We start from the raw sequence: 26,294 nt of genomic DNA, 5'->3' as shown, positions 1-26,294 counted from the left end.
TCGTCAATGACCCAGGAGCCAGCGCATGAGCCTGCCCGAGATCCTTACCCAGCGTTTGCGCCTGCCGGTGGTGGCCGCGCCGTTGTTCATCATTTCCACCCCCGAACTGGTGATCGCCCAGTGCAAGGCGGGCATCGTCGGTTCGTTCCCGGCCCTCAATGCGCGGCCCGCCGAGCGCCTTTCGCAGTGGATCGAACAGATCACCCAGGCCCTGGCCGAACACGACCGGCTGCACCCGGAGCGGCCGGCGGCGCCCTTTGCGGTGAACCAGATCGTCCATCGCTCCAATGAGCGGCTGGAGCAGGACATGGCGGTGTGCGTGGAGCACAAGGTGCCGATCATCATCACCTCGCTGGGCGCGCGGCCCGAGATCAACCAGGCGGTGCACAGCTACGGCGGTATCGTGCTGCACGACGTGATCAACAACCGCTTCGCGCGCAAGGCCATCGACAAGGGCGCCGATGGCCTGATCGCGGTGGCGGCCGGCGCTGGAGGGCACGCCGGCACCCAGTCGCCGTTTGCCCTGGTGCAGGAAATCCGCCAGTGGTTTGATGGCCCGCTGCTGCTGTCCGGGGCCATTGCCTGCGGGCGTTCGATCCTGGCGGCCCAGGCCCTGGGGGCGGACCTGGCCTATGTCGGCTCTGCGTTCATTGCCACCGAAGAGGCCAATGCGTTGGCGGGCTACAAGCAGATGATCAGCCAGTCGGCGGCCGAGGATATCGTCTACACCAACCTGATCACCGGGGTGCATGGCAACTACTTGAAGGCTTCGCTGGTGGCCGCGGGGCTGGACCCCGACGACCTGCCCAGCAGCGATCCCTCGCAGATGAACTTCGGCGCCGAGCGGCAAAAACCCAAGGCCTGGAAGGACATCTGGGGCTGTGGCCAGGGCATCGGCGTGCTGGACGCGGTAGCGCCCGCCGGGGAACTGGTGGCGCGCCTGGCCAGGGAATACCAGGCGGCCTGCCAGGAAATGCGCTGCCGGCTTGGGTGAAGCGCCATGCGCGCATTGACGCTGCCGGCCGATGCCGGCAGCGTCGTTTTGGGCCGGCCTGCGACCTACCAGAACCTGTGGCTGTAATCGAGGATCAGCCGGTTCTCGTCGACATTGGCGGCGAAGTTGGCGCGATACACCACGTTGCGCCAGCGCAGCCCCAGGTCCTTGAACGGGCCGCTCTGGATCACGTAGGCCAGATCGGTGTCCAGTTCCTGTTCCCGGGCCTGCTGCTGGCCGATCCTGAATTCATTGCTGCGCACGTAGCGGCTCATCAGGCTCAGGCCGGGCAGGCCCTGGGTGGTGAAGTCATAGCGGTAGCGCAACTGCCAGGAGTCCTCGCCCGCGTGGATGAAGGACTTGTAGGTCGAGGTGTTGAAACCGTAGGGGTCGGTGCCGCTGATAAAGGGCATGCCGCTGCGGCCGCTCTGGTCCTGATAGATGAAGCTCAGGGCATGACCGCCATGGCTCAGGGTTTCCATCAGCCCCAGGTTGCGGTTGTCGACCTGGGCCCGGCCCAGGCCGGAGCTGTCGAAGTAGCGCACTTCGGACTTCAGCGAGAAGCCCAGGCCCAGGGGCGCGGTGTGGGTCAGGTTGGCGTAGTGCTGGCGGTAGTTGTCCTGCAGTTCGGCGTAGAAGTAGCTGGCCTTGAGCGTCGGGCGAATGCTGTAGCTGGCGCCGCTGTAGTTGAAGCGGTCACTGGCGACCCGCCCCGCGACCTGCCGGCCGTTGCGGTCCAGGGCCGACATCTGCAGGTCTTCCTGATCCGTGGAGTTGCGCAGGCGCACGCTGTCGAAACGGCCGAGGGTCAGGGTCAGGTCCTTGACGTCGTTGGACACCCATTGCGTGCCGTTGAAGGTCTGTGGCAACAGGCGGGTGTCGTTGCGAAAGGCCACCGGCAGCAAGGGCTCGTGGGTGCCGATGCTCAACAGGCTCCGGGCGATCCTGGCCTTGGCGGTGACGCCGAAGGAGCCGTACTGGTCGGCCACATCGCCATTGCGATCGACCAGCAGCGCGCCGGTATGGGTGGTGCCGCTGCCAGAGTCGAGCTTGATGCCCAGCACGCCGAGCCCATCGAGCCCGAAGCCGACGCTGCCCTCGGTAAAGCCTGACTGGTAGCGCAGGACAAAGCCCTGCGCCCATTCCTCGGATTTGTTCTGGGGCGGGCGGTCGCCATGGAAATCGCGGTTCATGTAGAAGTTGCGGGCACCCAGGGTCAGCTGGCTGTCGTCGATCAATTGCGCTTGGCACAGCGGTGGCAGCACACAGCCACCCATCAGGATGGACAGGGGCAGGCAAGGGTTGGAAGTTGGACGCATGGTATTCACCGGTCTTGTTTTTATAGTGAGGCAAACCTGGGTCGCGCCGCTGTTGCAGCGGCGCGGGAAAAACACCACTCGCCACCGGGCCTGGCGCGGGGGCATGCAGCCCCCGGCGAGGCTTAGGTTCAGCGAGAGGAGTTCAGCGAGAGGAGTTCAGCGAGGGGGTTCGCGCAGCGTCGGGCAGCCCGCTGCGCGTCGGGCAAGAAAGGCGGCGACACCTGCTGCCGTTGTGGCAGGGTCGGCTGGCCGCCGGTGCGTGTGTTTCATGGCGCGGGTGGTTGGCCGAGGGCGATGTAGCGTTGCAGGTGGTGATCTTCGTCCCCCAACTGATGGTCGATCATCACCAGCCGCTTGGCGTAATGGGCCAGCGGCAGTTCCCAGGTCATGCCGATACCGCCGTGCAACTGGATGCATTCCTCGGCCACCAGGGTGCCGATCCGGCCGATGCTGACCTTGGCCGCCGACAGCGCGCGCTCGCGGTTCAGGCGATCGCTGTCCAGGGCCGCTGCGGCGTTGATCACCGCCGAACGCGCCTGTTCGATCTCCAGCAGCAACACCGCCATGCGATGCTGCAGCGCCTGGAAGCTGCCAATCGGGCGGCCGAACTGCTGACGGGTACGCAGGTAGTCCAGGGTCGCCAGCTTGGCCGCCTCCATGGCGCCCAGGGCTTCCGCGCAGAGCGCCAGCACGCCCCGGCCAATCGCCCGCTCCAGGGGCGCGTACCCCTGGTGCAGGCCACCCAGCAGGGCATAGCCCGGCAGGATCACCTGGTCCAGGCGCACCTGGGCAACGGGGCCGCTGTCGAGGGTGGCGCAGCCCTGGATGTGCAGCCCCGGGGTGTCCGTCGGTACCAGGAACAGCGAAATCCCCAGGCTGTCGTCGACGGCCCCGGCGGTGCGCGCCGAGACCACCAGCAGGCCGGCCTGCTCGCCGTGCAGGACCAGGCTCTTGAGGCCGTCCAGGCGCCAGCCATCGGCATGTGCCTCGGCGCGGCAGGCGACCCGGTTGAGTTCGTAGTGGCTATCGGGTTCGTCATGGGCCAGGGCGGCGATCAGGCTGCCGTCGATGATGTCCGCCAGCTCGACTTTCTGCGCCTCGGTGCCGGCGCCAGCGATGGCGTCGCCGGCCAGCACCGCACTGCCCAGCAGTGGTTCCACCAGCAGCCCGCGGCCGATGGCCTCGAAGACCAGGGCCAGGTCGAAGCCGCTGCCGCCGTAGCCGCCGTCGGCTTCGCTGAACAGGGCGCCGATCACCCCCAGGTCCGCCAGCTGGCGCCAGATCTCGGGGTTGAACCCCTGTTCCGAGTGCAGGCTCTGCTGGCGCTTTTCCAGGTTGTACTGCTGGGCGATAAAGCGGTTCAGGCTGTCGCCGAGCATGCGCTGTTCCGCGCTGTATTCGAAATTCATGTGCGCCCCCTCAGAGCCCGAGAATCATTTTCGAAATGATGTTTTTCTGGATTTCATTGGAGCCGCCGAAGATCGACAGCTTGCGATTGTTGAAGTACTGCGCCGCCGCGCTGCTGGCAAAAGCCGGGCCCAGGTCCATGGCCCCGGCGGCGTCCTCCGCCAGCATGACCCGGGCGGCGGGGCCCATGGCCCGGCGCAGCAGGGCGGTGAGTTCCTGGCGGATTTCCGTGCCGCAGATCTTCAGCATCGAGCTTTCCGCGCCGGGGACACCGCCGCCGGCCACGGCCGCGATCACCCGCAGGTTGGTGGTCTTCATGTTCGCAAGATCGATCTCGACCCGGGCCAGGCGCGCGGCGAATTGCGCGTCCTCCAGCAGCGGCCGGCCGTTGCGGGTGCGCTGCGCGGCCACGTGCCTGAGGCGCTGCAGCGCGGCCATGGACAGGCCAACCCCGGCAATGTTGGTGCGCTCGTAGGTCAGCAGGTACTTGGCGCAGGTCCAGCCCTTGTTCTCCTCGCCCACCAGGTTGGCCACCGGCACCCGCACGTCGGTGAAGAACACCTCGTTGATCTCGTGGTCGCCTTCCAGGGTGATGATCGGCCGCACCTCGACCCCGGGGCTGGCCATGTCGATCAGCAGGAAGCTGATGCCTTCCTGGGGCTTGGCCTCGCGGTCGGTGCGCACCAGGCAGAAAATCATGTTGGCGTGCTGGCCCAGGGTGGTCCAGGTCTTCTGGCCGTTGACCACGTAGTGCTCGCCATCGCGCACGGCCGTGGTCTTGACGGCCGCCAGGTCCGAGCCGGCTCCGGGTTCCGAATAGCCCTGGCACCACCAGTGGCGGCCGTCGAGGATGCGTGGCAGCCAGTAGTCCTGCTGCTGCGCGGTGCCGTACTTGATCAGCACCGGCCCCAGCATGTTGACCCCGAACGGGACGATGCGCGGCGCGTTGGCCAGGCCGCATTCGAGCTCGAAGATGAATTTTTCCACGGCGCTCCAGCCCGGTCCGCCAAAGGCCTCGGGCCAATGGTTGGCCAGCCAGCCGCGGGCATTGAGGATCGAGTGCCAGTGCTGCATGTCGGCCTTGGACAGGCGTTCGCCATTGGCCACCCTGTCACTCAGTTCGCTGGGCAAGTGTTCGGCGAGGAAGGCCTGCACCTGCTCGCGGAAGGCTTCTTCTTGTGCGGTAAAACTCAGGTCCATGTCGGCGTCCTCAATAGATTTCGAACAGCGCGGCGGCGCCCATGCCGCCGGCAATGCACATGCTCACCACGGCGTACTTGACCCCGCGGCGCCGGCCTTCGAGCAGCACGTGGCCGGCCAGGCGCGCGCCGGTCATGCCGAACGGGTGGCCAAGGGCGATGGCCCCGCCGTTGACGTTCAGGCATTCGTCGGCGATGCCCAGCCGCTGCTGGCAGTAGAGCGCCTGCGAGGCGAAGGCTTCATTGAGTTCCCAGAGGCCGATGTCATCCACCGTGAGGCCGTGCCGGGCGAGCAGCTTGGGCACGGCGAACACCGGGCCGATGCCCATCTCGTCGGGTTCGCACCCGGCCACCGCCATGCCACGGAACACGCCCAGCGGCTGCAGGTTGGCGCGGGCTGCTGCGCCGGCTTCCATCAGCACGCAGGCCGAGGCGCCGTCGGACAGTTGCGACGCGTTGCCGGCGCTGATGAACCGCTGCGGGCCCAGCACCGGTTCCAGCTTGGCCAGCGCTTCATAGGTGCTGCCCGGGCGGTTGCACGTGTCGGCGTCCACCGTGACCTGGTGCTGGCTGACCTCACCGGTTTGCTTGTCGGTCACGGCCATGCGGGTGGTGCAGGGAATGATTTCCTCGCGGTAGCGCCCGGCCTGTTGCGCGGCTTCGGTCTTGTGCTGGCTGTGCAGCGAGAAACGGTCCTGGGCCTCGCGACTGATGCCGTAGCGAGCGGCGACGATGTCCGCGGTTTCGATCATCGGCAGGAACAGTTCCGGCTTGTGTTGCAACAGCCAGGGGTCGAGGTCCGGGTCGTCGCTGCCGCGACCGCGGATCTGCGAGATGCTTTCCACGCCCCCGGCGATGATCGCGGGGGCTCCGTCGAGCACGATGCGCCCGGCGGCCATGGCAATGGCCTGCAAGCCGGAGGCGCAGAAGCGGTTCACCGTGGTGCCGGCGATGCTGATGGGCAGGCCGGCGCGGACCACCGCCAGGCGCGCGACGTTGCGCCCGGTGGTGCCCTCGCCATAGCCGCAGCCGAGGATGGCGTCTTCGATCAGCCCGGGGTCGATGCCGGCCCGTTCCACGGCGGCGCGCACCGCGAAGGCGGCGAGGGTCGGGCCGGGGGTGATGTTGAATTCGCCGCGGTGGGCCTTGGTCAGGGGCGTGCGTGCGGTGGCGACGATTACGGCTTCGCGCATGGGTCGGATTCCTTGGTCTGTCGGCGTGGTCAGTCGGCGTGGTTGAGGCTGTCGAAGTCGGTGCCGCGGTCTACCAGTTCCACCAGCAAGGGCGAGGGTTTCCAGAAGCGCGGGTCTTCTTCGGCGAACTCGCGGATGTCCGCCAGGACCTGGGGCAGGCCGTACTGGTCGGCGTACTTGAGCGGGCCACCGCGATAGCGCGGGAAGCCATAGCCATGGATAAAGGTGATGTCCACGTCCAGGGGCCGCAGGGCGATGCCTTCATGCACCACGTTGGCGCCTTCGTTGATCATCGCCGCCATGTAGCGCCGGAGGATTTCCGAGGGGCTGAAGGTGCGGGGCGTGATGCCGGCCCGGGCCCGCTCGGCCTCGATGATTGCCAGGACTTCCGGGTCCTGGCTGGCGCTGCGCGGGCCCTGGGCATAGAGGTAGTAGCCCCGGCCGGTTTTCTGCCCGAACCAGCCGCGCTCGCACAGGCGGTCGGCAATCTGCACGTAGCGGGCTGCCGGATCACGGGTCGCGGCCTTGCGCTTGCGGGTCGCCCAGCCGATGTCGCCACCGGCCAGGTCGGCCACCTGGAAGGGCCCCATGGGAAAGCCGAAGTCGCGCAGGGCCTGGTCGATCTGATAGGGCGAGGCGCCGTCTTCCATCATGTGGTCCGCGGCCTGGCGATAGACCGCAAGGATCCGGTTGCCGATGAAACCGTCGCAGACGCCGGCGCGCACCGGCACCTTGCGCAGTTTCCTGGCCAGTTCGAAGGCCGTGGCCACCACGTCCGCGGCGACCTTGGCCGGGACCACGATCTCCAGCAGCTTCATGATGTTGGCGGGGGAGAAGAAGTGCAGCCCGATCACATCGGCGGGCCGCGAGACGCTGTCGGCGATGGCGTTGATGTCCAGGTAGGAGGTGTTGCTGGCGAGCACCGCGCCGGGTTTGCACACCCGGTCCAGCTCCTTGAACACCGCTTGCTTGGCGGCCATGTCCTCGAACACCGCTTCGATCACCAGGTCGGCCTGGGCCAGGTCCTGGTAATCCAGGCTGGCGCTGAAGCGGGCCAGGGTCGCGGCCTTGCCTGCCGCATCCAGGCGACCTTTTTCGATCAGCCCGTCGTAGACCTTTTCGACGTTGCCACGCCCGCGGTCCAGGGCCTGCTGATCGCGCTCGATCATGGTCACCCGCAGGCCGGCGTCGAGCGCCGACACGGCGATTCCGGCGCCCATGGTGCCGCCGCCGACCACGGCCACCTGTTCGATGGGACGCGGTTGGGCGATGCGGGTTTCCGGCGCCTTGAGCACTTCGCGCTCGGCGAAGAAGGCGTGTACCAGCCCGGCCCGCTGCGGGCTGTCGAGGCATTCCAGGAACAGCCGGCGTTCTTCCTGCAGGCCCTGTTCGAAGGGCTGGTCGAGGGCGGCTTCGACCGCGCGAATGATGCTGTGCGGCGACAGCAAGCCCTTGGACTTGTGCGCGAGCTGCTCGCGGGCGGCGTTGATCTGTTCGCGTTGCAGGGGCTGGTCGCCGAGGGCGCGGGCGTCCCGGGTGCGCCGTACGCCGGCTTGGCTGCTCAACAACTCGCGGGTGTAGGCCAGGCCGGCCGCCAGGGCATCGTCAGCGTCCGCCAGGCGATCCACCAGCTGCAGCTCAAGGGCTTCCCTGGCGTTCACGTGACGGCCGCTGAGCATCAGGTCCAGCGCGGCCTTCGCGCCGATCAGGCGCGGCAGGCGCTGGGTGCCTCCGGCCCCGGGCAGCAGGCCCAGGAGAACTTCCGGCAGGCCGAGGCGGGCGCCGTCGAGGGCCAGCCGGTAGTGGGCCGCCAGCGCCACCTCCAGGCCACCCCCCAGGGCCACGCCCTGGATCGCCGCCACCACCGGTTTTGGACTGTCCTCGATGTGCTTGACCACCGCCGGCAGCGTCGGGGCCTGGGGCGTCTTGCCGAATTCGCGGATGTCGGCGCCGCCGCAGAAGTGGCGGCCTGCTCCGACCAGCAGTATGGCGGCCACGGCCGGGTTGTCGGTGGCGCTGTCGATGGCGGCCAGCAGCCCGCGCCTGACCTCCACGCCAAGGGCATTGACCGGTGGGTTATTCAGGGTCAGCACCAGGATGTTGCCGTGCAAGGTGGATTCCACAGATGGCAGGGCTGTTTCGCGACTCATTGCAGCAGTCTCCGGGGGAAGGGCAGCGTGAGGCCGATGGTTGCCCAGGTTTCAGGGCATTGAGCGGAAATCAGGATTGGATTCCGCTGTTTGAATCGGCTGGCGAAAATAATCCTGTCATCAATAAATTATGTGGTCAATACGGAATAGTATTTCGCAGTGCGGAATAAATGTATTCCTTTCACTGGATTTCAGCCTTTGTTGGGTGTGACGAACACCGATTGGGCTATTTGACATATTTGATTTGTGATCACATATTGGCGTCCACAAGAACCACACCACAGGTGCAGTCATGTCCGAAGGTCCCGTCACCCATCCTCCATCCCCCATTCCTCTGCCCACCTTGCGTCAGGTTTCTCGCGATACCTTGCAGGAGCAGGTGTATCGACAGATCCGCGAAGCCTTGATGAGTGGCCGTTTCCAGCCCGGCCAGAAACTGACCATTCGCGGCCTGGCCGAGGCCCTGGGCTCAAGCCCGATGCCGGTGCGCGAAGCCTTGCAGCGGTTGAGTGCGGAAAATGCCTTTGAGGTCACTGAAACTTCCCGCCTGCGTGTCCGCATGATGACGGTGGAGCGCCTGCGGGAGATCCGTGATGCGCGGGTGGCGCTGGAAGGGCTATTGGCGGAAAAGGCCGTGCAGCACCTGCAAAAAACCGACATGCAGGAGATCGCCGACCTCTGCCGGCAGATGCAGAAGGCCGCCGACGAGGTGGATGTTTCCCGTTATCTGTGGACCAACTTCGCTTTCCACCGGCGGATATACGCTGTGGCCCGGGCCGAACTGACCATGGCTGCCGTGGAAAACTTCTGGCTGCACATGGGCCCCTGCTTCGCCCTGGTGGCGCCGGACAAGGCCCACCTGCAACGTTCCATGGAAGCGCATAACCGTATCGTCGAAGCCCTGGTGGCCGGCGATGGCCCGGGGGCGCGGGCGGCGGTCACTGACGACATCATGCAGGCGGCGGACTCCCTGGGCCGCTTGCTGGCCAAGAGTGAAGGCGCGTCGGCGAACAAGGCCAAAGGAGATCGAGCATGAACATTCTGCAACGTTTGCAGCCTTATCCGGGCCTTCGGGTAATGATTTCCGGCGGCGCCGCCGGTATCGGAGAAGTGCTGGCCGCCGCCTATCTCCAGGCCGGTGCCCAGGTGCATGTGTGCGATGTCAGCGAGGCGGCCCTCGCGGCCTTCCGTGATCGCTATCCCGAGGCCCTGGCAACCCGCACCGATGTGGCCGACCCGGCGCAGATCGAGGCCTTGTTCGCGCTTCAGGTGCAGCGTTTCGGTGGCCTCGATGTGCTGGTCAACAACGCCGGGATCGCCGGGCCGACGGCGGGCATCGATGCCGTCAGCGATGCCGACTGGCAGCGCACCATCGATATCAACCTGACCGCGCAATACCGTTTTGCTCACCACGCGGTGCCCCTGCTCAAGGCTTCGGACAAAGCCCACCTGTTGCACATCGCCTCGGTGGCCGGGCGCCTGGGCTATGCCTGGCGCACGCCCTATGCGGCCACCAAGTGGGCGATCGTCGGGCTGATGAAGTCGCTGGCGGCGGAGCTGGGGGCCAGCGATATCCGGGTCAACGCACTGTTGCCCGGGATCGTCCAGGGGCCACGCATGGATGCGGTGATCCAGGCCCGGGCCGAGCAGACCGGCGTGCCGTTGGCGCAGATGCGTGAGCAGTACCTGGAGAAGATTTCCCTCAAGCGCATGGTCAGCGCCGAGGACGTGGCGGCCATGGCGCTGTTTCTCTGCTCGCCGGCCGCCCGCAACGTTACCGGCCAGGCGATCAGCGTCGACGGCAACGTCGAGTACCTCTAGCCACGCCGACCGGCCGCGCCGGTGAGGACCGCCCGCGCTGAAATCATCAAGCGACACCCTGGGATTTTTTTCATCAAGAATAAAAGTCGGAGTACCGTCATGCCTGGAAAAACACCCGTCATCATCACCTGCGCCGTTACCGGTGCGATTCATACCCCTTCCATGTCGCCCCATCTGCCGGTCACGGCCACGGAGATTGCCGCCGAGGCCATCGCCGCCGCCGAGGCCGGGGCGGCCATCGTCCACCTGCATGCCCGAGACCCGGAGGACGGCCGGCCGAGCCAGGACCCCGAGTTGTTCCGGCGCTTCCTGCCACAGATCAAGAACGCCTGCGACGTGGTGATCAACCTCACCACCGGCGGCGCGCCGACCATGGGCGTCGAGGAGCGCCTGCAACCGGTGCTGGAGTTCAAGCCGGAACTGGCCTCGCTGAACATGGGCTCGATGAACTTCGGCCTGTACGAAATGCTCAACCGCTTTACCGAGTTCAAGCACGACTGGGAGCGGCCGTACCTGGAGGAGAGCGACGACCGGATCTTCCGCAATACCTTCCGCGACATCGCCCATATCCTCAGCGCCTGTGCGGAGAATCGCACCCGCTTCGAGATCGAGTGCTACGACATCGGCCACCTCTACACCGCGGCGCATTTCCTTGAGCGCGGCTTGCTCAAGGCGCCGCTGTTCATCCAGTCGGTGTTCGGCCTGCGGGGCGGCATCGGTGGCCATCCTGAAGACCTGGCGCATATGCGCCGCACCGCCGACCGGCTGTTCGGCGATGCCTATCACTGGTCGATCCTCGGCGCCGGGCGCAACCAGATCCCGCTGGCAACCATGGGCCTGGCCATGGGCAGCCATGCCCGGGTCGGTCTGGAGGACTCGCTGTGGGACGGCCCCGGCAAGCTGGCGGCGAGCAACGCCGACCAGGTGCGGCGCATTCGTGGCGTCATCGAAGCCCTGGGCGGGCGCGTGGCGACGGCCGATGAAGCCCGTGCCCTGCTTGGGCTCAAGGGGCGTGACCAAGTCGCATTCTGAGCCCCGTCGGCCCACTGCCGGCGCCTGCTGCGGCGCCGGCGATCCCACATAACAATGACAACGGGATATGCCCATGAACACTGCAACCACCGCGCCGCCCCGGGACCCGCAACAACTGACCCGGCTGATGTTCCGCAAGCTGATGCCGCTGCTGATCGCGGCCTATGTCCTGAGTTTTCTCGACCGCACCAATATCGCCCTGGCCAAGCATCAACTGGATGTGGACCTGGGCATTTCCGCCGCGGCCTATGGCCTGGGCGCCGGCCTGTTCTTCCTCACCTATGCGCTCCCGGGCCACCGGGTACTTCCTGCTGGGGGTGTGCCTGGCCAATATCATCGGTGGCCCGCTGGGCGCGGCGCTGATGAAGATGGACGGCCTGTTGGGGTGGCACGGCTGGCAGTGGATGTTCCTGCTCGAAGGGTTGCCGGCCGTGCTGTTCGCCTGGGTGGTGTGGCGGCGCCTGCCGGATCGTCCGAGCCGCGCGCCCTGGCTGAGCGCCGCCGAGGCGGCGGCCATCGAGCAACGCCTGGCGCGGGAAGCCGACGAGGGCGCGGGGCAGGGCGGGCATTCGTTCCGGCAATGCTTCACGCCGCAGATCCTGCTGGCGATCTTTGTCTACTTCTGCCACCAGATCACTGTCTACACGGTGATCTTTTTCCTCCCCGGCATCATCGGCAAATACGGCAACCTGAGCATCATGAGCGTCGGCCTGCTGACTTCGCTGCCCTGGATCGCCGCGGCCGTGGGGGCCATCGCCTTGCCCCGGCTGGCCAACAGCCCGCAACGCTCGCGGCGCCTGCTGGTCTGCGGTTTGCTGGTGATGGCGGCGGGGCTGTCGATCGCTGCGTTTTCCGGGCCGGTGTTCAGCCTGCTGGGGTTCTGCGTGGCGGCGCTGATGTTCTTCGTGGTGCAGTCGATCATCTTTCTGTACCCGGCTTCACGGCTTAAAGGCGCGGCTTTGGCGGGCGGCCTGGGCTTCGTCAACTCCTGCGGGCTGCTGGGCGGCTTTGTCGGACCCTCGGTGATGGGGGCGATCGAGATGAGCACCGGCGATGCGATGAATGGCCTCAAGGCGATTGCCCTGGTACTGCTGGTGGCCGCGCTGGCGGCGTTGCGCTTGCGCCAGGGCCAGGAGGATGAGCCTGCGCTACGCCGCAGGGCTCCGGCTGCACATCCCGTTCAGGAGCGCACAAGCGGGTTGTAAGCGGTTGCGGTGCAGCTTGCTGTCGATGGTTGTCTGGCCAAACGCCCGGTGCACTGCACCGGGCGTTTTACGTTGGGCCTGGGCCTGCGTGCCGCACCATGCGGGCGCCCGGAACTAGTCAGCAGCGACTTGATCCGGTGTTTACCGGGCTGAATCCTGGTTGTTTGTCGCCTGTTCGAATGACACGGGCGGACTGCATATATAAGAAGTGTCTTATTTATTAGTTGGCTTTAGTTCTGATCGGTCGGATTTTTTAGAAGTGCTACAAGTTGTCAAGAAAAGTCTTGTTCATTTAGGGATCGAGCCTCGTTACATGAGGATTGGTCGTTATTCTAATGAATGGGGATGGTCGGTATTGTAACGCTCGCTCTGAATGGAATGCAGCAGCATGTTGTCAGTATGTGTTTCATTGCGGGTGAGTTCCGTTGAGCTAGGTTATGGCGTTCAACTCATGTTTCGTTAACTCGATGTCTAGTGGTGCTGTATATCTCGGGAAGGCGATATTGTTTTGAATGCTGTGCTCTTAGATGGTTTTTAATAATAGGGAATCAGATGAAACTTAAATCTTTTGCGTCCGTAGCGGCCTCCGGGTTGTTGTTTGTGGCATTGACTCCGGCATTGAGTTTCGCAGAGACCGGTGTCAACTCCGGCAACGTGAAGTTCGAAGGCTTGATCTCCAGTGTCAGTTGCAAGGTCCAGGTCGATGCCAACGAGTCCGGCGTGAACACCGGTACGGTCAAGTTCGGCAACATCCTGCCTTCGGTCTTCAATGGCGTTGGCACGGCTTCCGAGTTCAAGGAATTCAACATCAACCTGAGTGGCGGCGGTTGCACTGACGGTTCCAAGGCTGCTGTCAGCTTCCACAAGGACGGCTTCATCGATAACGCCACCGGCAACCTGCGTCTGATCGACGGTGGTGCCGGTTCGGCATCGGGCGTGCAGATCCAGATTCACAACAACGGTGCCGCGCCGGGGAAAATCGACCTGTCGGAAAACAATAACCAGCAGGTTGCCGACGTCGTGGGCAATAAGGCTGTCCTGAAGTTCAAGGCCTCCTATGTCGCGGTCAGCGACACGATCGTGGAAGGTCGTGCTGACTCCAACATCAACTTCGACGTGACGTACAACTGACCGTTGTCAGTTAGATAAGGAGTTGCTCATGGCGCCGAAAGCGCATGTGTTTAAAGCGTTCGTTGTCGGCGCCATGTTTCTGAGTTTATTTTCCTCGGCAGTCAATGCGGAAATAATCATTCATGGAACGCGTGTGGTTTATCCAGCCGCTGCCCGTGATGTGACGCTGAGGATGAACAACCCAGGCGATAAGCCAATGTTGGTGCAGGCCTGGATTGATGATGGTGATGCCAGTAAGGCCCCTGAGGAAATGAAAGTTCCCTTTCAGTTGACTCCCGCACTCAGTCGCCTGGAGGCCAATGCCACTGCGGTGTTGCGCATTGGTTATTCGAAAGAACCGTTGCCCAGTGATCGTGAGTCATTGTATTGGCTGAATATCCTGGAGGTTCCTCCTCAGCAAAGCCAGGATGAAAATCGCTTGGCCTTTACCTTCCGACATCGGATCAAGTTGTTCTTCCGTCCTGCTGACTTGAAAACCAACATCAACTCGGCGGCGCAAAAGCTTAGTTGGAAGTTTGAACCCAAGGGCGTTGCAAAAGGCATGGCCCGTGGGCCACTTATCCAGGTATCCAACCCGACGCCTTATTACCTGTCCTTCAGCAAGGTCGAGGTGAAAGTGCAGGGGCGGACGGTCGACCTGGGGGCCGGGATGGTTGCGCCCTTTGCTCAGGCGTCCTTTGCCTGGCCGGCCAATGCCGAAAAAGCGCCACGCAATGCGGCTGTTCACGTTGAGGTCGTCAATGACTTCGGTGGCCGCGTACCGCTCGAAAAGAACCTTCTCTAGTTGCCCTGTTAATTCAGCTGTGTCTTGGCCCTGGTTGGCTGTTAAGCGCTGAGTGGATTGGTATCGATTATGTTCAGTGTGCAGTCTTTGCGGCTGGGTTTTCCTGTGCGCGCGCGCGTCTGTCCTGGTGATGGTTTGGCCCCGCTCTTGCGAGCCCTGTCGGTCTTTGCCGGGCTGCTGGGGCTTGTGGCCCCCATTGCGGCACAGCCGGTGGCGGCAGATCAGTCGTCGGTATCGCCCGTGCCCGGCGATGCCCAGAACGCTCCGGCGTTATTCGATACGCAGATGCTGTTCAAGGGGCCGGGCACCTTTATCGACATGCAGCGCTTCGAGCGTCCGGGATACGTTGCACCAGGCAAGTATCCGCTGGATGTGCGGGTCAGCGGTGCCTGGCGGGGGCTGATCGAGATCGAGATGCGCGAAAGCGATGACCCTCAGGGCAGCCAGCCTTGCTACAACCGCACGTTGCTCCAACAGCTGGGGATCGATCTGCAGAAAGTCGATGCCGCGCGGGCTCCGGCCAGCCATCCACTGCAGGGCGACGGTGTTTTCTGTGGCGACCTTGCAACCTACATCCCGCACGTGATCACCCAGGTCAACATGGCCGAGCAGCAGCTGGAACTCTCCGTGCCACAGCTTTTCGTGCTGCCTGAAGCGTCATCCAGCTATGTCGATCCGGCCAGCTGGGACACGGGCATCAACGCTGCCCGGCTCAACTACAGCACCAACCTGTTCAGCTCCCAGAGCCGTGGGCAGCGCAGCACCAACGGTTACGCCGGATTGAACATGGGCTTGAACCTCGGGGCTCTGCGCCTGCGCCACAGCGGCACCTTTTCCTGGTCGCCCGACAGCGGCAGCGATTATCAGCGCGGCTATATCTACGGCCAGACCGACCTGACCGACTGGCGTTCGCAATTGCTGGTGGGGGAAAGCGTGACGGATTCCGAGCTGTTCGATTCGGTGTCGTTTCGCGGGGTCAAGCTGTTCAGTGATGAACGAATGCTGCCCACGACCCAGCGCTATTTCGCTCCGGTGGTGCGCGGTTCGGCCAACACCAACGCCAAGGTCACGGTGCACCAGCGCGGCTACCTGGTGTACGAGACCACCGTCGCTCCGGGCCCCTTCGAGATCGCCGACCTGCAAGCCGCAAGCTTTGGCGGGGACCTGGAGGTGACCGTCACCGAGGCCGACGGTCGCAGCCAGCGCTTCACCGTGCCCTTTGCCACCCTGGCTCGGCACCTGCGTCCGGGCGTAACCCGCTACAACCTGAGTGGCGGCCAGGTGATCAAGGCCGGGGGGCGTGGCCAGCACCAGTATGTGGCCCAGGGCACCCTGCAGCGTGGCCTGGACAACCAGGTCACCGGTTATGCCGGTGCCTCGCTCACCGGCAGCTATATGGCGGGCCTGGTCGGCGCGGCGCTGAACACCGAGCTCGGCGGTTTCGGCCTCGACCTGACCCAGTCCCGCACCGAGGTTCCGCGCAACGGCAGCCTGCAGGGTTCCAGCCTGCGCCTGTCCTACAGCAAGAACCTGCATGACAGCGGCACCCAGTTCTCGTTGCTGGCTTATCGCTATTCCACCCGGGGCTACCTGAGCCTGAGGGACGCCATCGACCTGGAGGACTTCGTCAACCGAGGGGCCAGGTTCGAAGCATTCGCCCGGGTCCGCGATCGGCTGGATGTGACGATCAACCAGCAAGTGAGCGGTATCGGCGGTGACTTTTACCTCAACGGCTCCTCCCTCAACTACTGGAACAGTCGCGGACAGGCCCGCAACTACTCTCTGGGCTACAACAACCAGTGGCGCGGCCTCAGCTACGCCTTCAGCATCCAGCGGACCCAGAGCTCCAACGAGTTTTCGGGGCGTCGCAGCAGCAGTGAAAACACCCTGTGGAACTTCAGCCTGTCGATACCCCTGGGAGGCGTGTCCGGAGGCTCGACCATGGCCAACGCCTACATCAGCCATGACCAGAATTCCGGCGCCCATTACTCCAGCGGCATTTCCGGATCCGTGGGTGAAGCCGCCTCCTACGGTGTCTCGGTGTCCCATGATGCTCAGCCTCGCGAAACCTCGACCAACGCTAACCTGAGCTATTCCCTGCCGCAGGTGTCCCTGAATTCGAGCCTGTCCCAGGGCCGTGACTATCGGGCGCAGTCCTTGGGCGCTTCCGGCGGCATGCTCTTGCACGCCGGTGGCCTGACGCTGTCCCAGACCCTCAGCGAAACCACCGCCCTGGTAGACGCCCCGCATGCCAAGGGCGCCAGCGTGGGCTATGGCGGTGCCCAGGTGGACGGACACGGCTATGCGGTGCTGCCGAGTCTTGCGCCCTATCAGCTCAACACCGTGGACCTGGACCCCAGCGGCATGGCCGACGACGTCGAGTTGCAGGTCAGTTCACGCAACGTCGCGCCCAAGGCGGGGGCGGTGGTCAGGCTTTCCTATCCGACCCGCAAGGCCCGGGCGTTTCTGGTCGACAGCCGGCAGGCCGATGGCTCGCCGCTGCCGTTTGCCGCGATCGCGTTCGACGCTGAAAGCGCCGAGGAACTCGGGGCCGTGGGGCAGGGCAGTCGCCTGGTGCTGCGCAGCGAGAAGGAACAGGGAAGCATCCGTGTGCAATGGGGCGAAGGGCCCGCAGAGCAGTGCCAGATTGACTATGTGCTGCCTGCGCGTGCAGCGCAGGCGGCGGGCAATGATTACAGCGTGCTCGACTTGCCGTGTCGCGGCTTGCCACCGCGGGGCCCTGAGGCCAACGGCAGCCAGGAGCATTCATCTTGAGTGGCGGTCTTTTTCAGCGCTCGCGTGGTGCTCGGTTGCGCGTGGGCCTGCTGAGTGCGGCGCTGCTGGTGCTGTTCAGCCAGGTGGCCGCGGCCGATCTGTCGATCGTCGGTACGCGTTTCATCTATCCCGCCGGGCTGGCGGCCTTGAGCATCCGGGTCGGCAATCTCGGGACATCGCCGCTGCTGCTTCAGGCCTGGCTGGACAAGGGGGATGCCAGCGCCGACCCGAGCCAGCTGGCAGTGCCGTTCGTGCTCTCGCCGCCTCTTTCGCGGCTCAATCCACAGCAGAGCTCGGTGCTGTCGCTGCGCCACAGTGGCGAGCCGTTGCCCGCCGATCGCGAGTCGGTGTTCTGGCTCAACTTTCTTGAAGTGCCGTCCTTGCAAGCCCTGAGCAGCAACCAGCTGCGCGTCAGCTATCGCTTGCGCATGAAGCTGCTGTACCGCCCCCAGGGCCTGCCGGGGCGCGCCGATGAGGCGGTGCAGCAGCTGAGCTGGAGCCTGCAGCAGGGGGGGCAAGGTGCGGCGCTCAAGGCGAGCAACCCGACGCCCTACTACGTGTCCCTGGCCCAGGTGGAGCTGGGCGACAGCCGCCAATCCATCACCTTGCAGGGCATCACCGTCGAGCCGTTCGGCTCGGTGCAGTTGCCCCTGGGCGCTGCGCCAGCCTTCAGCGCCGGCACGGCAGACGTTCGATACCAAGTGGTTTTAGACAGCGGGGAGACGCTGAGTGGAAGTGCGCAAATACACCTGTAGTGGTGCAGCAGCTGGGCTGCTGGCCGGTGGATGCAACCGTCAACGCCCAGGGCGGGCAACAGTGCGTTCGATGGTGAGGTGGGGGATGGTGCTGGTCCTGTCGTGGCCAGTGCTGGTGCAAGCCCAGATGCGGGTCCAGGTGCCCAGCGCCGGGCAGGCCATACGGGATATCGAAGCCACCCAGCCGGCGCTGCCGCCGCCAACCGATGAGGTGCCGCTGGATGTGCCCAAGGCCGATCGCTCGGCCGTGCCCCCGGACACCTCGGGCCTGCGCTTGCAGGTCAAGGCATTCATCGTCGAGGGCAATCAGCTGTTCAGTGATCAGGTGCTGCAGCAGTTGCTGGAGGATCTGCCGGGGCAGGAGCTCGACCTGGCTGGTCTGCGTGGCGCGGCGCAGCGCATCACTGCCTATTACCAGCAGCACGGCTACCTGCTGGCCCGGGCCTTTTTGCCGGCGCAGGAGATCGATGGCGGGGTGGTGCGCATCGAGGTCGTGGAGGGCCGTTTCGGGCGTGTCGAGTTGAGCAACCAGTCCCGTGCCCGGGACGCTGTGCTCCGTGCGCCGCTGGCTTCCCTGGACACTGGCGCGGTGGTCAACAGTGCCGATCTGGAGCGCAGCCTGCTGCTGCTCAACGACTTGCCCGGGGTCCGGGCCAAGGGCACGTTGCGCGCGGGCCAGGTTCCCGGCACCAGCGACCTGCTGGTGGATGCCCAGCCCGGCCCCTGGGCCAGTGGCAGCCTGGAGGCCGATAACTTCGGTGGCTACCACACCGGCGAGTTTCGCCTGGGGGGCAGCTTCAACCTCAACAACCCCCTGGGCCTGGGGGACCTGTTGAATCTGCGCCTGCTTGGCACCGACCGCGACCAGCGCTACTGGCGTGGCGCCTATCAGCTGCCCGTGGGGCCCTGGTCGACCCGGGTCGGCGCGGCCTATTCGCACATGAGCTACGAGCTCAACAGAAAGCGCGTGAAGAAGCTGCAGATGAATGGCCAGGCCAGTGTCCGGAGCCTGTTCCTCGTGCAGCCGATCCTGCGGGGCCGGACCTACGATCTGAGCACGCAATTGCAGTACGAGAACAAGCAACTGCGCGACGACATCGACCTGTTCGAGCTGAGCAAGCGCAAGCACATCGAGTTGTGGACCCTGAGCCTGGGCGGCAACCGCCAGGACCCGTTCCTGGGCGGTGGCTACAACCAGTTCAGCCTGTCCTACGGCCATGGCCATCTGACCTTCGATGACGCCGATGAACAGCGCTTCGATCGCTATACCGCCGGCACCGGCGGCGGCTTCGCCAAGACCAACCTGCAGGTCGCGCGCCTGCAGCGCCTGGGCAGTCGTTTCCAGCTCTATGCCCAAGTCAACGCCCAGTGGGCCTCGGCCAACCTCGACGGCTCGGAAAAGATGAGCCTCGGCGGCCCCTACGGCGTGCGCGCCTATCCGCAGAACGCCGGCATTGGCGACCAGGGCTGGCAGGCCGGCCTTGAGCTGAGCTACGCCCTGGCGCCGCGCTGGCAGCTCAGCCTGTTTGCCGACAAGGGCTACGTGCAGGTCAACCGCCAGCCCTGGACGAGCGAAATCAACACCCAGCGCCTGCAATCGGCGGGGCTGGGGGCACGCTGGAGCGGCGACCAGCGGCAACTCAACCTGAGCAGTACCTGGCCCCTGGATAACCAGAAGGCCGGGGACGGTCCCGAGCGCACTCCGCGGGTCTGGGTGAGCGCGACACAGTTTTTCTGAAGGCCTGCGTGTGCTTTGGAAGTGGTGCCGTTCTGCAATGAACTGCAGAGCGTTTGAACGTTAATAAGGAGTCATCGTGAACAAGATTTATGCATTGGTATGGAACCAGGCCCAAGGCTGCTGGAAGGTGGCGTGCGAGGGCGCGCGGCGCCGGCGTCGCAGCGGTGGACGCAAGGGGTTGCTGGTGGTGGCCGCCGGCTTGCTTTCGCTGGGAGGGCTGACGCCGGCGATGGCGTTGCCCGAAGGGGGCACGCTGGTGTCCGGCAGTGCCGATTACAAAGCCTCCAACAACCATCTGGTGATCGACCAGCACAGCGACAAGCTGGTCACCAACTGGACCGATTTCAACATCGCTGCCGATCAGTCGGTGACCTTCAACCAGCCGGGTCGCGAGTCCATCGCCCTGAACCGGGTGACCGGCTTCAAGGGCAGCACCATCCAGGGCGCGCTGAATGCCAATGGCCAGGTGTTTCTGATCAACCCCAACGGGGTGGTGATCAGCCAAGGCGCGAAGGTCAACGTTGGCGGCCTGGTGGCATCGACCCGTGGCATCAGTGACGAGGATTTCAGCAACGGTCGCTACCAGTTCTCCGGCAGCTCGGTGGTCGAAGTGGTCAACGACGGCAAGATCAACGCAGCCGAGGGCGGCTATGTGGCGCTGCTGGGCGCGCGGGTGCGCAACAACGGCGAAATCGTCGCCAATCAGGGCTCCGTGGCCCTGGGGGCAGGCAACGACTTCACCCTGAGCCTGGATAACGACAGTCTGATCAATCTGCAGGTCAACGGCGCAGCCGCCGATGCGTTGGTGCAGAACATGGCGCTGCTCAAGGCCGATGGCGGTCAGGTGCTGATGCTGGCCAAGAGCGCCAATGCGCTGACTCAGGCGGTGGTCAACAACCAGGGCGTGGTCGAGGCCAATACGCTGTCCAGCAAGAACGGACGGATCGTTCTCGACGGTGGCGAGCGTGGCGTGGTCAATGTCGGTGGTCAATTGTCGGCCAAGGCGTTGGGCGTGGACGGCAACGGCGGTACGGTTGAAACCTCGGGCGCAACCACCCGAGTCGAGCTCAACGCCGAGGTCGATACCCGTTCCAGGAACGGTCGCACCGGCACCTGGCTCATCGAATCCGACGAGGTCAAGGTGGGTTCCACGGGCGTGGCTGGCAGCCCGACCCTGGTCGACAGCACGCTCTCCCAGAGCCTGAAGAACACCAGCGTTCACCTGCGCAGCCGCAATGGCGACGTGACCGTGGACGCTCCGGTCGAGTGGCAAAGCGGCAACCAACTGACCCTGAGCGCGGCGAAGGACGTCAAGGTCAAGCAACGGATCAACGCCACGGGGGCCAACTCGCGTCTGGAATTGAACGCCGCCAGGTCGGTCCGCCTCGACAGTCAGGTGAGCCTCACTGGCGCCAACAGTAGCCTGGGGGTGGATTATGGCGAACAACTGGTCCTGGGCGACAAGGGCCGGGTCACCTTGTCCGGCCGTGGCGCCAAGTTTGACGCCAATGGCCAGCAGCACAAGGTGATCCAGACCGGCGAGCAGTTGCAGGCCATTGGCCACAAGCTTGATGACGCCTACGTCCTGGGCAACCAGATCCTGGGCTACGGGACCATCAACACCATTGGTGGCGACCAGCTGTTCACCGGTACGTTGAATGGCCTGGGCAATACCATCAGTGGATTCACCGTGAACAGTTCGGGCCTGTACGCCGGGTTGTTCGGCCAGTCCTCCGGCACCATCAGCGACGTGAAGCTGTCCTCGATCACCGTCAACGGGCTGAACAGCAAGAACGGTTTCAGTGAGATCGGCGGCTTGGTGGGCAGCAACAGCGGCAGCATTGTCAATGTCAGTGCCCGCGATATGCAGGTCAATGCCGATAGTGACCAGCGCAACAAGGTCGGTGGCCTGGTGGGCGTCAACCACGGCGGCCTGATCAGTGACTCTTCGGTCTCGGGTTCGCTGCATGGCGGTCTCCTGACCTCGGCCATCGGCGGGGTGGTCGGGGAGAACCGTTTCGGCAGCGTCAATGCTGGTACCGTGAGCCGCAGTTCGAGCGATGTCGATATCACCACGCACATGCACAAACAGACCATGGGCGGCGCCGGTGGGTTGGTGGGTGTCAACAACGGCGGGGTGATCCGCGACTCGTCGAGCAAGGGCTCCGTCGGGACTCTCAACCCGATCTACAAGGGATTGAACCTGGGCGGTCTGGTGGGCAACAACCAGGGCGGCAGCATCACCGGTTCCAAGTCGACGATGACGGTATACGGTTCGCTGGGTAGCCATGCTGGCGGTCTGGTCGGGCTCAACCAGTCAGGCAGCATCAGTGGCTCCAGCGCCAGTGGCGATGTCTACGGGGCCGTCACCGAGACGGCGGGTGGCCTGGTCGGCTTGAACCAGGACCAGAGTGTCCTGACCAACGTCAAGGCCTCCGGGGATGTGATCGACCGGCTCGGCACGCACCTGGGCGGCCTGATCGGCAAAAACGACGACAGCACCGTCCGTGGTTACGTCGAGGCCAAGGGGGCGGTCAAAGGAGGGGTGGGCGCCAATATTGGCGGCCTGGTCGGCAGCAACGTCGGTGGCCTCATCTACGATGCCAAGGCGCTTGGGGATGTGGAAGGCTATGCCAACAGCCGCGTCGGCGGGTTGATCGGCTATAACGACGGCAATCTGCTGTCGGTCGAAGCCCACGGCAATGTGTTCGGTGATACCTACAGCTCCGTGGGCGGACTGGTGGGAATCAACGCCGACTACAAGAAGCATGTCATCGAAAACGCCCTGGCGACAGGCAACGTCCATGGCACCTGGCACAGCAAGGTCGGTGGTCTGGCCGGCGAGAACCAGTCGCTGATCGTCAACTCCGACGCCCGTGGCCGCGTCAAGGGTGGCTGGCGCACTACCATGGGCGGCCTGGTGGGCGTGAACGAGGGGGATATCCGCGGTTCGAGTGCCACGGGCAAGGTCGATAGCACCTGGGGTTATTTCCAGACCTACGGCAACCAGGTTGGCATCAACCACGGTACCTACTCTTCGGTTCGCGTTCCCAGCACCCCGCTGCCGCTGGTCGGCCTGATGGAATAAGGACCGCTGCCCGTTAGGGCCCGCTGCGCCAGGGATGGTTCCTGGCGTAGCGGGCATCCATGAACCTGTTCAATATCAATCGGCGGGTTCCCGGGGGCATTGCATGCTGCGCCCGGGGGCCTGCTGAGAAAGTGGAGGGAATGACCGATGGATTGCCAATGGTTCAGACGCCTCAAGCAGCGGCGGGGGCCTCACGGCCTGACTCTCGCAGCCCTCTTCATGTTGTTGTGGCTGCAACCTGGCGCTGGTGTTCATGCCGCCAAGGAGGGCAAGGCGGTGAACTGTGCGTTCAGCAGTTATGGCAGCAACGGCCAGGCCTGGAAGGAGATCACACCGTTGACCCGCAGCACCCCGGTGGGCGCTGTGTTGATGCAGCGTCACGTGAACCCGCTCATCGAATACACCACCGAGGAATCCAAAACCCTGGAGCGACATGAGTTTGTGTCCGCCGCGCATTTGCCTGGCATCAGGTTTCCCGATGGCATTGTTCCCACCAACATCGATGGCATCAGCCTCAAAGTGACGGCCTACCCCGGCCGGGGGGAAGCCAGAGTGCTCACCGGCAACTTCTTCCCTCAGGTACTGGAAAAGTATGATGTCGAGCACACGGACGGGGCGAGGTTCAAGATACTGACGGCCTATATGTATTCGCTGATTCTGACTCGACCCGCCAGTGAGTTGCCCAAGGGGCCGTTGGTGGTTAACAGCCTGAGCGGTGCCCAGCTGGCGCTGTACGCGCTGGACCTGGACAAGGGCGTGGCGCAGGTCGGGCAACACTTGCTGGAGCTGCCGTCCCAGGAGAACAGACGGCGTTGCCAGAAGAGCCTGGTACTGAGTGAACGCGACCTGCTCGGCACTGATGAAATCAAGTTCGCCGCCAAGTGCCAGGTGGTCACCCGCGACGTCACGCTGCGCCTGGGCAGCCCCTCGGCCCATGACTTTCCAGCGTTGGGTTCGACGTCGCCGCCTTCGGCCATGGCCAGGCTTGAAGTCAGCGACTGCTCGGCCAACAGCCTGCCGAAGGTCTCGTTCAGTACCGAACCCGCCTCGCGCTGCGACCCGACCGGGATACTGGGGCTCACTCAATCGGCTCAGGACGGGGGGCGGTCCGTCGCCAAGGGCGTCGGCATCGTCATGTTCAATGAACAGATCCCGCGCATTCATTGCAACGGTACTCAATACGCCATGGAGCGCCTGTCGGGCAGCGACAACGCCAGCTTCAGCTTTCGCGCCCAGTACATTCGTACGGGGCCGATCACCGAGGGTTCGGCCAATAGCAGCGCCCGGTTCAATTTCACCTTCGATTGAGCGAACGGCCATTGTCCCGGGGTTTATCTGGACGCCGGGCCCCGGGCCTTTCTACACTGCCCCCCGTCTGGGGACGGGGTCAGCACTGATGAATCGCAATGAACTGCGCAAGGCCGATATCAACCTGATGGTGGTGTTCGAGGCGTTGATGCTTGAACGCAACGTCACGCGGGTGGCGGAGAAGCTGTTTCTTGGCCAGCCGACCATCAGTTCCGCGCTCAACCGGCTGCGGGCGATGTTCAATGACCCGCTGTTCATTCGCGTCGGCCATCGCATGGAGCCCACGGCCCGTGCCGAGCAGATCATCCAGCACCTGTCGCCAGCCCTCGACGCGCTGTCCTCGGCCCTGAGCCTGACTCACGATTTCGACCCCGCCAGCAGCACCATGACCTTTCGCATCGGCCTGTCCGACGACGTCGAGTTCGGCCTGCTGCCGCCTCTGCTGCGGGCCCTGCGCCAGGAGGCGCCGCAAGTGGTGGTCGTGGTGCAGCACGTGGATTACTGGCGGATTCCCGATCTGCTGGCTTCCGGCGACATCACGGTGGGCATCAGCCAGACCCGCGGCCTGCCGGCCAACGCCAAGCGCAAGCTGTTGCGGCACATTCAGCCCTGCTTGCTGCGGGCCGATGCCAGCGACACGCCGCTGACCCTCGACGAATACTGCGCGCGGCCGCATGTGCTGGTGTCCCATACCGCCAATGTCGCAGGCTTTGCCGATGAGTGGCTGGCGGAGATCGGCCGCACCCGCCAGGTGGTGCTGTCGGTGCCCCAGTACAGCTCGTTGCCGGCCCTGCTGGCCGGGACCAAGCTGATCGCCAGCCTGCCGGACTATGCCGCCGAGGCCATGGCGGCGTCGGGGCAGTTGTATTGCGAGCCGTTTCCCTTCAAGACCCCGACCCTGGACCTGTCCATGGTCTGGCTCAGCCATGTGGACACCGACCCCGCCGAGCGCTGGCTGCGTTCGCGGCTGGAAGCCTTCATGAGTGAAAGGGCGCCCCTCCCGGGCTAACCCTCAACTGCCCGTGCGCTCTGCCCGGCGGGTCGGGTGGCTGGATTCGGTGTTGCCAGCTTGGCATTGGCGCGGGCGGCTGCTTTGCTGTGTAGGTCTTCTGGTGAAACATTGATCGCGGAGTGTGCCCATGAGTCGTTCCCGTTCCCTGTTGCGTGGGCGTGGCCGCCACGACAGCGGCAAGGTTGGCATGGTCGAGCTGTTCTTCGACCTGGTGTTCGTGTTTGCCGTGACTCAGCTCTCTCACTCGCTGCTGGCGCACCTGACTGCGGGCGGGGCGTTGCAGGTGCTGCTGCTGATGGTGGCGGTGTGGTGGGTATGGATCTTCACCTCGTGGATCACCAATTGGCTGGATCCGGAAACCCTGCCGATCCGCCTCGGGCTGTTTGTGCTGATGGTGGCCGGGCTGCTGCTGTCCTCGTCGATTCCCCAGGCCTTCGGCGAGCGTGGGCTACTGTTCGCCGGCGCCTATGTGTTCATGCAGGTGGGGCGTACCGCCTACTCGCTGTGGGCGGTGCGCGGCGAGCCGCTGAACATGACCCGCAACTTCCAGCGGATCCTGGCGTGGCTGATGTTCTCGGGGGTTTTCTGGCTCGCCGGCGGGCTGCTGGAGGGGCCGCAGCGCCTGGCTTGCTGGGGGCTGGCGCTGGCCATCGAGGTGCTGTCGCCGTCGCTGTATTTCTGGGTGCCGGGGCTCGGCCGTTCGACCCTGGATGACTGGAATGTCGAAGGCAACCACATGGCCGAACGTTGCGGCCTGTTCGTGATCATTGCCCTGGGTGAGTCGTTGCTGGTCACCGGCGCGACCTTCGCCGAGCTGGCCAGCAGCACCGAGGGCGCGCTGGCTTTCCTGGTGGCGGTGCTGGGCAGCATCGCCATGTGGTGGGTGTATTTCGACAGTGGCGCCGAGCGTGCCCACCACCGCATCGCCCACGCCAGCGACCCGGGGCGTCAGGCGCGGATCGCCTACACCTACCTGCACCTGTTGATCGTGGCCGGGATCATCGTCAGCGCGGTGGCCGACGAGCTGGTGCTGGTGCACCCGCGACAGGCCAGCCAGGCCGCGGTGCTGGTGATCATTGGCGGCCCCTGGCTGTTCCTGCTGGGCTGTGCGCTGTTCAAGTGGGTGATGAACGAGCGGCCATTGCCGCCGCTGTCCCATCTGGCCGGGCTCGCGGCCCTGCTGTTGCTGTTGCCTGGCGCCTGGAACCAGTGGTTCTCCGCCCTGGCGCTGGGCAGCCTGACGACCCTGGTGATGCTGCTGGTGGCGGCCTGGGAAACCCTGGCCCTGCGGGAGCGGGCGGCGCAGGCGGAGCAATAAGGCCAAGGAATGATTCAACCGGCCAGGAACGCTTGTGTAGTATGAAGCGCCTTTTTACCCCTGAC

The 26,294-nt window shown here is 64.7% G+C and carries 18 protein-coding genes and 1 pseudogene; 14 read left to right on the top strand and 5 right to left on the bottom strand.

Features of this window, described 5'->3' with window-relative positions; translation table 11 throughout:
* Positions 1–25 precede the first annotated feature (25 nt).
* Positions 26–994 carry an NAD(P)H-dependent flavin oxidoreductase gene (locus LXM55_RS05000; RefSeq protein ID WP_233319219.1) on the top strand — a complete coding sequence of 323 codons (969 nt, stop codon included), beginning with the start codon at positions 26–28 and terminating at the stop codon, positions 992–994.
* Between the two features lie 65 nt (positions 995–1,059).
* Here the strand turns inward: LXM55_RS05000 and LXM55_RS04995 are convergent, their stop codons facing one another.
* From LXM55_RS04995 to LXM55_RS04975, 5 genes are all read right to left on the bottom strand, one after another.
* Positions 1,060–2,313, bottom strand: a complete 1,254-nt coding sequence (locus tag LXM55_RS04995; protein ID WP_233319217.1) for an OprD family porin — start codon at positions 2,311–2,313, stop codon at positions 1,060–1,062.
* Positions 2,314–2,579: 266 nt separating this feature from the next.
* Positions 2,580–3,722: an acyl-CoA dehydrogenase family protein gene (locus tag LXM55_RS04990; protein WP_233319215.1), complete on the bottom strand. Its 1,143-nt coding sequence runs from the start codon at positions 3,720–3,722 to the stop codon at positions 2,580–2,582.
* A gap of 10 nt (positions 3,723–3,732) precedes the next feature.
* A complete protein-coding gene (locus tag LXM55_RS04985; protein WP_233319213.1) occupies positions 3,733–4,920 on the bottom strand; it encodes an acyl-CoA dehydrogenase family protein in 1,188 nt (395 codons plus the stop codon).
* Between the two features lie 10 nt (positions 4,921–4,930).
* Entirely contained in the window at positions 4,931–6,112 is a 1,182-nt protein-coding gene (locus LXM55_RS04980) for an acetyl-CoA C-acyltransferase (RefSeq protein WP_233319211.1), read from the bottom strand.
* A gap of 29 nt (positions 6,113–6,141) precedes the next feature.
* Positions 6,142–8,262, bottom strand: a complete 2,121-nt coding sequence (locus tag LXM55_RS04975; RefSeq protein ID WP_233319209.1) for a 3-hydroxyacyl-CoA dehydrogenase NAD-binding domain-containing protein — start codon at positions 8,260–8,262, stop codon at positions 6,142–6,144.
* A gap of 292 nt (positions 8,263–8,554) precedes the next feature.
* Here LXM55_RS04975 and LXM55_RS04970 point away from each other — a divergent pair, with 292 nt between their 5' ends.
* From LXM55_RS04970 to LXM55_RS04910, 13 genes and pseudogenes are all read left to right on the top strand, one after another.
* Positions 8,555–9,298 carry a GntR family transcriptional regulator gene (locus LXM55_RS04970; RefSeq protein WP_233319207.1) on the top strand — a complete coding sequence of 248 codons (744 nt, stop codon included), beginning with the start codon at positions 8,555–8,557 and terminating at the stop codon, positions 9,296–9,298.
* Positions 9,295–10,083: an SDR family oxidoreductase gene (locus tag LXM55_RS04965; RefSeq protein ID WP_233319205.1), complete on the top strand. Its 789-nt coding sequence runs from the start codon at positions 9,295–9,297 to the stop codon at positions 10,081–10,083. The genes LXM55_RS04970 and LXM55_RS04965 overlap by 4 nt, the downstream gene beginning before the upstream one ends.
* A 99-nt stretch (positions 10,084–10,182) precedes the next feature.
* The gene (locus tag LXM55_RS04960) at positions 10,183–11,115 is read left to right on the top strand and encodes a 3-keto-5-aminohexanoate cleavage protein (RefSeq protein ID WP_233319203.1); all 933 of its coding nucleotides are present in this window, start codon (positions 10,183–10,185) and stop codon (positions 11,113–11,115) included.
* Positions 11,116–11,188: 73 nt separating this feature from the next.
* Positions 11,189–12,320: pseudogene (locus LXM55_RS04955) on the top strand (MFS transporter).
* 552 nt (positions 12,321–12,872) lie between these two features.
* A complete protein-coding gene (locus tag LXM55_RS04950; protein ID WP_233319200.1) occupies positions 12,873–13,451 on the top strand; it encodes a fimbrial protein in 579 nt (192 codons plus the stop codon).
* A 28-nt stretch (positions 13,452–13,479) separates the two neighbouring features.
* Positions 13,480–14,235, top strand: coding sequence for a fimbrial biogenesis chaperone (locus LXM55_RS04945; protein WP_233319198.1), 756 nt, complete (start codon positions 13,480–13,482; stop codon positions 14,233–14,235).
* Positions 14,236–14,370: 135 nt separating this feature from the next.
* Positions 14,371–17,010, top strand: coding sequence for a fimbria/pilus outer membrane usher protein (locus tag LXM55_RS04940; RefSeq protein WP_325169830.1), 2,640 nt, complete (start codon positions 14,371–14,373; stop codon positions 17,008–17,010).
* A 35-nt stretch (positions 17,011–17,045) separates the two neighbouring features.
* Complete coding sequence (locus LXM55_RS04935; RefSeq protein ID WP_442799744.1) at positions 17,046–17,765, top strand: fimbrial biogenesis chaperone; 720 nt, start codon at positions 17,046–17,048, stop codon at positions 17,763–17,765.
* A gap of 85 nt (positions 17,766–17,850) precedes the next feature.
* Complete coding sequence (locus LXM55_RS04930; protein ID WP_233319194.1) at positions 17,851–19,503, top strand: ShlB/FhaC/HecB family hemolysin secretion/activation protein; 1,653 nt, start codon at positions 17,851–17,853, stop codon at positions 19,501–19,503.
* Positions 19,504–19,579: 76 nt separating this feature from the next.
* Positions 19,580–22,591, top strand: coding sequence for a two-partner secretion domain-containing protein (locus LXM55_RS04925; protein WP_233319191.1), 3,012 nt, complete (start codon positions 19,580–19,582; stop codon positions 22,589–22,591).
* Between the two features lie 276 nt (positions 22,592–22,867).
* Positions 22,868–23,899: a fimbrial protein gene (locus LXM55_RS04920; RefSeq protein ID WP_233319190.1), complete on the top strand. Its 1,032-nt coding sequence runs from the start codon at positions 22,868–22,870 to the stop codon at positions 23,897–23,899.
* Positions 23,900–23,987: 88 nt separating this feature from the next.
* Positions 23,988–24,908 (top strand): LysR substrate-binding domain-containing protein, encoded by a 921-nt coding sequence (locus tag LXM55_RS04915; RefSeq protein ID WP_233319187.1) that lies wholly within the window; start codon positions 23,988–23,990, stop codon positions 24,906–24,908.
* A 130-nt stretch (positions 24,909–25,038) separates the two neighbouring features.
* Positions 25,039–26,229, top strand: coding sequence for a low temperature requirement protein A (locus tag LXM55_RS04910; protein ID WP_233319185.1), 1,191 nt, complete (start codon positions 25,039–25,041; stop codon positions 26,227–26,229).
* The last annotated feature ends 65 nt before the right edge of the window (positions 26,230–26,294 follow it).

Source organism: Pseudomonas sp. Au-Pse12 (genome assembly GCF_021341665.1).
Taxonomy (GTDB): domain Bacteria; phylum Pseudomonadota; class Gammaproteobacteria; order Pseudomonadales; family Pseudomonadaceae; genus Aquipseudomonas.
Note: the sequence above shows the minus strand (reverse complement) of the source record. Positions and strands in the feature narration are given on the sequence as shown.